The organism is Methanomicrobium sp., from assembly GCF_055145805.1.
On the sequence record NZ_JBSREC010000086.1, the window covers coordinates 1 to 10,202 of the forward strand.

The following is a 10,202-nucleotide window of genomic DNA, read 5'->3' on the forward strand; positions in this document are numbered from 1 at the left end:
GAATATAACTTACCTGATTATTTCTACATTAACATGGAAAAAAACTATTTTTCAGAAATTCCTGATGATTTAAAAGATGAAATACTGATGAATATACCATTGGATGATGATCTTATTGATTAAGAATAATCAAATTTATTGATAACTAAAAATCAAAAAAAATTATTTGGCCTGGGTTTTGGCCCGGATCTTTTTGAGACGGACGATTTCGTCACGTTCCATCTCATCAAGCCTCATTTTAATGAAGTCACGTGCCTCACAGAGTTCAGGTATAACCTTAAACTCCAGAGCATTTACACGGCGTTTAGTGGATTCAATCTCATCTAAAAGACGCTTCATGGTGGTTTCAATCTCCGCTGCCTCAATTATCGCCTCAACAAGCTCCTCAAAACTTGTTGCAGTCTCATCAATTACGGCAGACGAACCTAAAACACCATATCCGCGTTCTGTTACAGTCTTTTTTACAGAAGAAGACTCGATATCAGGAACAACAACGCCCATGATATTTTTCTCCTTTAAAGTGATCTGCGGGTTTTCCTGAACAGCCATTGCAGCTGCCTTAACCCTGATTGAACCCTCAACCGTGTTTGCAACCGCAATCACGCCGGTTGCACGGTCATAGCCCTCGACAAGAGCACCACGGCTCTTTTTAGCGTCTTCGAGCACCTTGAAAAATTCAAGGATAAGTCCGTCGCGCTTCATCTTGAGGATGTTATAACCGCGTTCGGAGAGCTTAATCTTCTTTTTAAGATCAATTAATTCCGAACGTGTTGGTTTTACATCTTTAAGCGCCATCTTCCCAGATCACTCCTTCTTTCTGTAGTTCGGGTGATACTTCTTGATCAGATCGCGGTCGATACGTGTAAGCTGCTCTTCCGGAAGACTTGCTAAAAGCTCCCATCCAAGATCAAGTGAGTCTGCAATTGAGCGGTCCTCATCATGTCCCTGGCGGACGAACCTTGTCTCAAAGAGATCAGCAAATTCCAGGAATTTCTGATCACGCTCTGATAAAGCATCCTTTCCGACGATTGCTACAAGACCACGGAGATCTACACCTTCCGCATATCCTGCATACATCTGATCAGACACTTTCTTGTGATCGTCACGGGTCTTTCCTTCACCGATACCGAGGTTCATCAGACGTGAGAGTGATGGCATAACGTTAATCGGCGGGTAGATACCCTTTCTGTGAAGATCACGGTTGACAACAATCTGTCCTTCTGTGATGTATCCTGAAAGATCAGGAATCGGGTGAGTAATATCGTCACCGGGCATTGTCAGGATTGATAACTGGGTAACAGATCCCTTGTTGCCCTTGATGATACCTGCACGCTCATAGAGTGATGCAAGATCAGTATACATGTAACCCGGATATCCACGTCTTCCCGGCACTTCCTCACGGGCAGCACCAATCTGACGAAGAGCCTCACAGTAGTTTGTCATATCAGTCAGAATTACAAGCACATGGTATCCAAGCTCAAATGCAAGATACTCTGCGGTTGTAAGTGCAAGACGCGGTGTGATGATACGCTCTACAGCAGGGTCATCAGCTAAGTTCAAAAACACAACAGCGTGCTCTAAAGCACCTGTACGCTCGAAGTCAGCCATAAACTGGTTTTCTTCTTCCTTAGTGATACCCATTGCAGCGAATACGACAGCAAATTCCTCGGTTGAGCCGGGAACCTTTGCCTGACGTGCAATCTGAAGCGCAATCTCATTGTGAGGTAAACCTGCACCAGAGAAGATTGGAAGCTTCTGACCACGGACAAGTGTGTTTGTCGCATCTATTGTTGAGATACCGGTCTGGATAAACTCTGAAGGGGATGCACGTGCATACGGATTAATAGCAGCACCATTGATGTCAATCCTCTTCTCCGGAACGATGTCAGGTCCGCCGTCCTTTGGCTTTCCTGCACCGGACAGGATACGTCCGAGCATATCGTGACCGACAGGCATCTTGATGGTCTCGCCAGTAAAGCGGACACCGGCATCTTTACCGATACCTGCTGTTGACTCAAAGACCTGAACACAGACAAGATCGTCTGATGTATCAAGAACCTGACCACGTTTTACCCTGCCGTCTGACTGAACAATGTTTACAAGTTCATTGTATCCGACAGGCTCGGTCTTCTCGACAAAAACGAGAGGTCCCTGAATCTTGTTTATTGTGCGATATTCTTTCATCGGAATCAGGCCTCCTTAATCTTTGCGAATTCAGCATCCATATCCTTATAGAGCTTCTCCATCTCAGGCTTGTAGTCCTCGATGTATTTGATCTGTGCAAGCTCATTCTTGGATTTGACAGCAACAATCTCGGCAATTGATGAACCGCCTTTCTGAGCTGCATATGCAAGCTCGGCGTATTTTTTGATTGCCTTTAACATGTCAAACTGCTTCTCCATCGAACAGTAGGTGTCAACAGGGTCAAATGCATTCTGCTGTAAGAAGAACTCACGAAGCATACGTGCAACCTCAATTGTTACCTGCTCTTCTTCCGGAAGTGCATCTGAACCTACAAGCTGAACAATCTCCTGTAACTCGGACTCTTTCTGAAGAACTTCCATTGCCCATCCTCTCAGAGGATTGAACTCAGGTGAAACATTCTCATTGTAGTAATCCGCAAGAGTGTCAAGATAAAGCGAGTATGAATTTAACCAGTTGATCGCAGGGAAGTGACGGCGCTGTGAAAGCTTTGCGTCAAGTGCCCAGAAACACTTTACAATACGAAGTGTATTCTGCGTAACAGGCTCTGAGAAGTCACCACCGGGCGGGGAAACCGCACCGATAACAGTGATTGAACCCATGTTGCCGTTAAGTGCCTCAACACGTCCTGCACGCTCATAGAACTCTGAAAGACGTGCCGAGAGATATGCAGGGTAACCTTCCTCACCTGGCATCTCTTCAAGACGGGATGAAATCTCACGCATTGCCTCAGCCCAGCGTGATGTGGAGTCAGCCATCAGTGATACATCGTATCCCATATCACGGAAGTATTCCGCAATTGTGATTCCGGTGTAAACAGATGCCTCACGTGCCGCAACAGGCATGTTTGAGGTGTTTGCGATAAGAATCGTCCTCTCCATTAGAGGCTTTCCGGTCTTTGGGTCCTCGAGGAACGGGAATTCGGTTAGAACCTCGGTCATCTCGTTTCCACGCTCACCGCATCCGATGTAGACAACTATCTCTGCATCAGACCATTTTGCAAGAGCCTGCTGTGTAACTGTCTTTCCTGATCCGAAAGGACCGGGAATTGCAGCTGTACCGCCCTTTGCAATCGGGAAGAGACCGTCTAAGATACGCTGACCTGTGATCAGCGGAATGTCCGGATTCTTCTTCTCGGTGACAGGTCTCGGGACACGGACAGGCCACTTCTGCATCATGGTTACTTCTTCGCCGGAGTCAAGGACACAGACAACCTCATCAACTGTGAAGCTTCCTGCTTTTATCTCTTTTACCTTGCCGCCCTTGAAGTTTGGAGGAACCATAATTTTTGTGACAATGTTTGTCTCCTGAACCTCTCCGATAATTGCACCGGGGTAAGCCTCATCGCCCTTTTTAATGAGCGGTTTTAACTCCCACTTCTTCTCATGGTCAAGACCGGGTGCGTTAACACCACGTTCAATGAAATTGCCCATCTTTTCGACAAGCACCTCAAGAGGTCTCTGAATACCGTCATAGATACTTGTCAGAAGACCAGGTCCAAGCTCAACTGCCAGGGAGAGACCGGTGTTTTCAACCGGTTCACCTGGGCGGATACCATCGGTTGCCTCGTACACCTGAATAATGACGTTATCACCATCAATTTTGATAACCTCACCCATCAGCTGTTCATTACCAACCCTGACCACATCATACATATGTGCATCAAAATTAATTGCGGTAACGACCGGCCCGGAAATCCGCTTTAGAATTCCTTTTGATTTTCCTTTTACTTCCACAGATCAACACCCACTGATCTCTTAATTCTCTCTCTCATGGAAAGACCGCCCTCTTCGCCGCCAATGGCGATTACGGTCGGTTTTACAGACTCCGAAAGAGTGGTGCGAAGCCTGAAAGGCAGTTTCTGCATATCTTCTCCCTTGAGCACAACGATTCCTACCTCTTTGTCGCCAAGAACCCTGTTAACCTGCTCGAGAAGCGATTCATCGCTGTCTGCGGAGTAGGTCTTCTGAATTCCTGCAAGGCGGAACCCGAGTATGAACTCACTGTTTCCAATAACTGCTATCTCCATTACTCACACCACCATACAGGCCGCTATGCTCTCGGAAGGAAGATTTGATTCCTTTCCGCGTGCCACAGCACGAAGGTTTGAAACCTCATACTGCTTTAATTCAAGATACAGAAGAATCGGTGCGACTGACAACGGATAGAGCTTTGAAACCCTGTCCATCTCTGCCATCTTCGCTTTTATCAGACCGATTTCTATCTCCTGTGCTGACTTTCCTTCCTTTACAGCTTCAAAAACAACATCAAATGAATCCGAGTTCAGCTTCTTGCTGATTGCCTCAATCATCTCACCGATGTTATCTGTTCCTGCAAAGCGGACAAGCTCATCTGTTGTGAAACTTCCGCCCTCAATCATGAGTTCGCGAATGGAATCACTGTCAGATTCGCCTTTTACACGGAATACAGTCTCAAGGTTCTTTGTGTCTATGTCAAGTCTGACATATTTTAAGAAGGCATAGCCTCCTTTGACACCGCTTTTGGACTCTTTTATGAGAGTCGCGTAATATGCCTTGTAGAGTTCATTTTCCATGTGCGCAAACGAGCCGGATTCAAGAGCAGGAGCAGTCTCACGCTCAAACACATTGTAGAGCATGTGGCCTTTTAAGCCGTCTATTATCCTGTCTGTTGAATCTTCGGCAACAAGCTTGTCAAGGATGATTTTATCAAGACTCCCTGCCGGAATCAAAATCTCCTTGATCTTGCCGCCGGAAACTCCCTGCGTTTTGCCTCTGAGGATTGTAAGCACATTCTGGATATCCCACCTTAAAAGGTAACTTTTTGTAAAGCCCTTTAAGTGTCCGGGGACAAGTCCGATTATCTTCTGGTACTCTTTTGCAAGATTCCAGGAGAGTGCTATCTCCATCAGGTCAATTCCGGAAAAAGATGAGGCAAGCTCATCAATCTCTGTTTTATACCTTGTTTCCTCTATGAAACGTGTTATCTCCGGGAGCTCCATGTTAAGCATGCGCATATACTCCTCACGTGGAAGGAGAGCTGCCTTCCGGACACGCATACGTGTGCAGGCGTATATGTAGGGAGCAGGGCCTGTAGTATTCACTGCAGCCATATTTGCATCCCTCTACTTAAACAAAGCCTCTGATGCGTCTCTGAGTCCGGTTTCCCAGACTTCGGTAAGAGTGGAGCCGTAGCTGTAATCCAGCTGAAGCTGCCCGTCCTTACTCTCGGCAACGACGCCACCGGAGATATCTTTAGTTCCAGCCAGTGTAAATCCGGATAAAGTCTTAAGCTCGGATAGAGATGCTTCAACTGCTGCCTTATCTCTTGCATTGCAGTAGAATACACCTTCTCCAAGCTCTTTTGCCGCTGTCTTGCAGAGCTCTCTTACAGCTTTCTTGTGGAAATCCTCAGGCAGTTCGTCGATGGATTTGTTAATTGCGGAGCGGACCTCATCTAAAAGATCTTTTTCCACATTTAATACCTGACGCTTGACTGCAAGATTTGCCGCTGCAGTCTCCCTGATAACAATCTGGGCGGACTGGCGGTTTGATTCCTCTTCTGCTGCGGTTTTGATTGCAACAACCTTAGAGTTTGCCTCGGACAGAATCTTATCAGACTCTGCCTTTGCCTCTGCATTTATGGCTGCGGCTTCTTTTTGCGCTTTATCTCTTATTTCACCGACTACAGCATCCAATGCCATTGTCAAATCTACTCCTTAAATTCCCTTAATTTATGTAAAGAGGAGAAGAAGTGCGACTACAAGACCAAAGATAACGACTGTTTCAGGGATAACAGTAAAGAGAAGTGCAAGACCGAACATTTCCTTGTTCTCTGCTGTTGCTCCTACTGCTGCACCGCCGATACCAAGCTGTGCGAGACCTGTTCCCATACCTGCAAGACCTACTGCGAGACCTGCACCAATTGCCTTGAATCCTACTGCGGATGCTTCTGCGATTTCAATTGTCATAGTTTCAACTGCCATATTATTATTCCTCCGTAAATTTTCTTATAATTCCAAATGGTTCGTATTTTTTTCCTCCGCCCTGATAGAATTTGGTGAAGAACTCTACATAGTGCAAACGAATAGAGTGCAGTCCACCGCCTAAAAGACCAAGAGCGAGGTTTAAGATGTGTCCAATCAGGAATACAACGATTCCGACGACTATCATTACTATACTTAATATTTCGAAATTGGCCATTGCCGGTTCAATTATCATACCGATTGATATGAAGTTTGTAACCGCCGCAATTGCAACCGATGAAAGACCGACTGCTGCCAGACGCGTGTATGATAAGACGTGACTGATAATTGTCGGAAGTTCCATTAATTCAAGTGCGGATTCGCGGCCGATTCCGATTGTTCCGGCAACAATCATTAATGCCCCGATGAAAGCAAAGAGATTAAACCCTGCGATTATTGGTGCTGCTGTCAAATCCGGCATAAGCGGAATTGCAGCGATTGTCCAGATCAGAACCAGAATACCCCACATAACCACAATCCAGCCAAGCTGGGCAAAGATAACTTTACTGCGGTGTTTGCCGGGGTGTAACTGAACGTGAGCATTTCTCATGTGAATTGCCCTTCCAAGCGTGATATGCAATATTCCTATCCATGCCGTGACGATAAGCAGAATAATTGCTTCAGGACCATGACCCCCGCCATGTGCCGCTCCGATACTGAAGTGACGGCTCATGATTAACGGGTTCCACGGACACGCAAAACCAAGGAATTCACTATATAAGAAACCAAAAATGATGCTCATTATACTTGCGTTTCTTAAAACGTCTAAAAGCTGGTTTCCTGCAACACTGTCTTTGACAAGTTTACGCAGGCCAAAGCTTGCAATGAGCAGTATAAGACCATACGCGATATCTCCGAGTATAAAACCAAAGAATATCGGGAAGACTATTGCAACGAGCAATGTCGGGTCAAATTCTGTATACTGCGGCCTTGAATAGATATCCATCAAAGCCTCTGCGGGCTTTGAGAAATCAGGATTGTCATACTCAATAGGCACAATATCCTTATCATAGTCGATCTCTTCTTCGTTTACAAACACTTTGCCGCCTGTAACCTTTTCGAGATCTGCTTTCAGACTCTCTGCCTTATCAGACGGAATCCATCCCTCTGCGACAAATGTCTGTTCTGTTGTAGCAAATCTAAGCGGTACTTCCGCACGTTCCACATCAGCTGTGAGCAGCTCATCGCATGCCACAAGGAAAGATGCGTGCTTAGATTTCTGAGCAGTAATCTGCTCTGCAATCTTACCAGTCTCTGTTTCGAGACGGGTTTTCTCATGAGTGTACGACTCGATGCTGCTTTTTGCATCTCCGCTCTCTTTGGGAACGGCAACAGACTGAAATCCCGAATCCGCAAGGAAATTTTCGGCTTCTGTCTGATTGTCTTTAGACACAACGGCTACGAGAAGGTTTCCGGGCACGTCTGCAGTGAAATACTTTTCACATTCGACAGGCAGTATGACATCCTGCGGGATGTGTCCTGCAATTACGGAAAAACCATCGTATCCGGATAAAAGTGACAGATCGTCAGGAAATGATACAAAAGGCTCAAGCTCTGCAATCTTCTGTTCGCATTCACGAACTTTGGATTCGAGATTGTTCTTCTCGTTTACAAGACGTGAGGTCTCTTCCTCAATTATCGGGAGTTCATCCTCGATAGTCCTGCTTAAATAGCCTGAGCTCTGCATTGCCCCTTTTTCAACAGAATCGGCACTAAGGCCGATTATGTTTGAAATGGAACGAATCCTTAACAGATCTGTTGAAGTCTTTGAAGCACCTGCGATCGGTTTTCCGATCTTAAATCCTTCATATCCTTCTGCATCCTGTTCTACAAAGTCCTCTATATGGAAGACATTGTATCTGTACAACTCACGTACAATCGGTTCAAGCTGATCTTTTGACGCGGCGATGAGCAGTTTGCTCATCCTCTGGACTTTAAACATTTAGCTTCACCTTGAACTGTTCTACAAGCAGATTTACTGCTTTGTCAAGGTTTCCTGCTGCACTCTTATTAAGAGCCTCAGCACGCTGTTCGCCGTCCTTTACAACCTGTGCATACTTAATTTCTGCTTCAGATCGTGCGTCTGCGATACGCTTGTTCTTGTACTCTTCAGCATCTTTTTGTGCTTTCACAATAAGATTGCCAGCCTCAACTTCGGCGTTAGCTATAGTGCGCTTTTTTTCATCCAAAGCTGTACTGATCGTTTTCTTGTAATCTTCTTCTGAATCTTTGATGCTCTTGAGAACCTCAGTCTTCATCCAACCCTCCTCTCACGGCAATACCTTAAGTTATGTGAAAAGATGTCTATTAATGCTTCTCATTTTATGTCTGAGAAATTCAGGATCACATGGCTCCTGCAAACATTCAAACTCCTGTTTTTTCCAAAAATTGATGAATAACACTTTTTTATAAGGAATATCCCAATTTAAAACATTTAACAATAATAAAAAAAGGTCTGTTTTTTTTAAAAAATGCGATCCTGCCCTATAAGAGAATATTCAAAAACGCAATTTTCGTCCGCATCAATAAAAATACCTTGCTCACACGAAGAAAGTCTGATTCCCGAGAGCTCATCTGATACACATATCACATTCTGTTCAGGATGCGTCCCCCTTGAAATGTCACATCTCGGAACAATTTCAGGACCGGCTGATACCACCATCCCAAGTCTATTTGTGCCCGGATGACCTTTTGGAAGAACCAAAACAGGTTGATGGTAGGTTTTTATAAGCTCTAAAAGCATTCCCGCGTGCCTTATCTCCCCGCCTTCAGGTGCCGATATGGCAATCATATCCCCTTTCCTGACAGTCTGGCAGAGCTCTTTGTCTTTTGTCTCAATAAAAAGAGTGAATTTTTCCTGTGCAATTCCGATAAGCAAAAATGAGTTTTTTCCCCGGATTAAAAGATAATCCTTACCAACGGGGATTTTCATATAACAGTCACATTTTCAGACTGACACGACGGGCACATCGGATGTCTTCCGACAGCTTCAAAAGTTGTGCCACAGTCATTACATCTGTATTTTTTTCCTTTGAGACGCTCTTCAAGCTCAACGTCCATCGGACCTACTCCTGAACACATATGAATATAACCTATATCAAAAGATGTGCATCATTGCATATTATTGTTTTGAAAAAATCGGTTTGAACCGGCAGAAAACAAAATTTTATGCTCTTTTTTCCATTTTAAATAGATCAGACAAAAAAGAGACTTTAGCTGAGGACATTGACTGTGTCAATCTGATACGGGGCTCTTCTGGACAGTATAAATACACTGGATGACGGCGCCTTCATCTCCATTGAAAACTTTTCTCCTTCGAGAAGCTCCTCTGCTGAATCCAGATGGATTAATACTGTAAATATCTCACCCGGTTCCAGAAAAGTGTCACCTGTGGAGGTGGAGGGCTTAATATCAATAATTCCCCAGTGACCCTCATCTATTGTTGTGTCATAAAGAGGATCATTTGGTTCATAGATGCTGACAACATCACTTGTACTCCATACCACCACCATCTGATTAAAGTCAATTATACTTCCGCCGGGAGAAAGATCCAGGGAAAACCGAACGGAGTCTATTCCGGAAACTCCTTTTAATCCATATACATTCCCGATAAGTTCAGGTGTCGAACCTGTTGCAGTTACTGATTTATGTAAAACCTGCTCTGTCTTTTGTGTCGTAAAAAAACCCGCACCAAGTATTGCAAAAGAGAAGACCGAAGCTACCACTACAAATGCAATCAGAACAATTGCCGCCTCAAGACCGGTAAATCCTTCAGAATTGTTCTTCAAAACAGGGTTCCCCACAGATGATATTATTTAATCTAAATAGATTGTTATTTTACTATAAATAAGACAGTGTATATAGACATTTTTGTAGAGTTCTGTTAATAAGGAAAAAATATTTCAAAAACATTTATGAAACTAATGTTTCATGCAAAATAAGTGATCAAATCATAAATCTTCAAACTTTTTGATGATTGATCAAATTTTGGTTATCA

12 protein-coding genes are annotated in these 10,202 nt (G+C 44.4%); all 12 read right to left on the minus strand.

Features of this window, described 5'->3' with window-relative positions; all coding sequences use genetic code 11:
* Nucleotides 1-162: 162 nt before the first annotated feature.
* Nucleotides 163-795, minus strand: coding sequence for a V-type ATP synthase subunit D (locus ACTB1O_RS07705; protein ID WP_462994554.1), 633 nt, complete (start codon nucleotides 793-795; stop codon nucleotides 163-165).
* Between the two features lie 9 nt (nucleotides 796-804).
* Nucleotides 805-2,184 (minus strand): V-type ATP synthase subunit B, encoded by a 1,380-nt coding sequence (locus ACTB1O_RS07710; RefSeq protein ID WP_462994555.1) that lies wholly within the window; start codon nucleotides 2,182-2,184, stop codon nucleotides 805-807.
* 5 nt (nucleotides 2,185-2,189) lie between these two features.
* Nucleotides 2,190-3,938 carry an ATP synthase subunit A gene (locus ACTB1O_RS07715; protein WP_462994556.1) on the minus strand — a complete coding sequence of 583 codons (1,749 nt, stop codon included), beginning with the start codon at nucleotides 3,936-3,938 and terminating at the stop codon, nucleotides 2,190-2,192.
* Entirely contained in the window at nucleotides 3,929-4,231 is a 303-nt protein-coding gene (locus ACTB1O_RS07720; protein ID WP_462994557.1) for a V-type ATP synthase subunit F, read from the minus strand. Before ACTB1O_RS07720 ends, ACTB1O_RS07715 begins: the two co-directional genes overlap by 10 nt.
* 3 nt (nucleotides 4,232-4,234) lie before the next feature.
* Nucleotides 4,235-5,293 carry a V-type ATP synthase subunit C gene (locus tag ACTB1O_RS07725; RefSeq protein ID WP_462994558.1) on the minus strand — a complete coding sequence of 353 codons (1,059 nt, stop codon included), beginning with the start codon at nucleotides 5,291-5,293 and terminating at the stop codon, nucleotides 4,235-4,237.
* A gap of 12 nt (nucleotides 5,294-5,305) precedes the next feature.
* Nucleotides 5,306-5,884, minus strand: coding sequence for a V-type ATP synthase subunit E family protein (locus ACTB1O_RS07730; protein ID WP_462994559.1), 579 nt, complete (start codon nucleotides 5,882-5,884; stop codon nucleotides 5,306-5,308).
* Nucleotides 5,885-5,914: 30 nt separating this feature from the next.
* A complete protein-coding gene (locus ACTB1O_RS07735) occupies nucleotides 5,915-6,166 on the minus strand; it encodes an ATPase (protein ID WP_462994560.1) in 252 nt (83 codons plus the stop codon).
* 4 nt (nucleotides 6,167-6,170) lie between these two features.
* Nucleotides 6,171-8,147 (minus strand): V-type ATP synthase subunit I, encoded by a 1,977-nt coding sequence (locus ACTB1O_RS07740; RefSeq protein WP_462994561.1) that lies wholly within the window; start codon nucleotides 8,145-8,147, stop codon nucleotides 6,171-6,173.
* Nucleotides 8,140-8,463 (minus strand): ATPase, encoded by a 324-nt coding sequence (locus ACTB1O_RS07745; RefSeq protein WP_462994562.1) that lies wholly within the window; start codon nucleotides 8,461-8,463, stop codon nucleotides 8,140-8,142. The genes ACTB1O_RS07740 and ACTB1O_RS07745 overlap by 8 nt, the downstream gene beginning before the upstream one ends.
* A gap of 206 nt (nucleotides 8,464-8,669) precedes the next feature.
* A complete protein-coding gene (locus ACTB1O_RS07750; RefSeq protein WP_462994563.1) occupies nucleotides 8,670-9,137 on the minus strand; it encodes a hypothetical protein in 468 nt (155 codons plus the stop codon).
* Complete coding sequence (locus ACTB1O_RS07755) at nucleotides 9,134-9,286, minus strand: hypothetical protein (RefSeq protein WP_462994564.1); 153 nt, start codon at nucleotides 9,284-9,286, stop codon at nucleotides 9,134-9,136. Before ACTB1O_RS07755 ends, ACTB1O_RS07750 begins: the two co-directional genes overlap by 4 nt.
* Nucleotides 9,287-9,417: 131 nt before the next feature.
* Nucleotides 9,418-9,993 carry an archaellin/type IV pilin N-terminal domain-containing protein gene (locus tag ACTB1O_RS07760; protein WP_462994565.1) on the minus strand — a complete coding sequence of 192 codons (576 nt, stop codon included), beginning with the start codon at nucleotides 9,991-9,993 and terminating at the stop codon, nucleotides 9,418-9,420.
* Nucleotides 9,994-10,202: the final 209 nt, after the last annotated feature.

Coding starts and splice junctions, on each gene's coding strand:
- ACTB1O_RS07705 (WP_462994554.1), bottom strand. CDS start 795: ATGGCGCTTAAAGATGTAAAACCAACACGTTCGGAATTAATTGATCTT.
- ACTB1O_RS07710 (WP_462994555.1), bottom strand. CDS start 2,184: ATGAAAGAATATCGCACAATAAACAAGATTCAGGGACCTCTCGTTTTT.
- ACTB1O_RS07720 (WP_462994557.1), bottom strand. CDS start 4,231: ATGGAGATAGCAGTTATTGGAAACAGTGAGTTCATACTCGGGTTCCGC.
- ACTB1O_RS07725 (WP_462994558.1), bottom strand. CDS start 5,293: ATGGCTGCAGTGAATACTACAGGCCCTGCTCCCTACATATACGCCTGC.
- ACTB1O_RS07730 (WP_462994559.1), bottom strand. CDS start 5,884: ATGGCATTGGATGCTGTAGTCGGTGAAATAAGAGATAAAGCGCAAAAA.
- ACTB1O_RS07735 (WP_462994560.1), bottom strand. CDS start 6,166: ATGGCAGTTGAAACTATGACAATTGAAATCGCAGAAGCATCCGCAGTA.
- ACTB1O_RS07740 (WP_462994561.1), bottom strand. CDS start 8,147: ATGTTTAAAGTCCAGAGGATGAGCAAACTGCTCATCGCCGCGTCAAAA.
- ACTB1O_RS07745 (WP_462994562.1), bottom strand. CDS start 8,463: ATGAAGACTGAGGTTCTCAAGAGCATCAAAGATTCAGAAGAAGATTAC.
- ACTB1O_RS07750 (WP_462994563.1), bottom strand. CDS start 9,137: ATGAAAATCCCCGTTGGTAAGGATTATCTTTTAATCCGGGGAAAAAAC.
- ACTB1O_RS07755 (WP_462994564.1), bottom strand. CDS start 9,286: ATGTGTTCAGGAGTAGGTCCGATGGACGTTGAGCTTGAAGAGCGTCTC.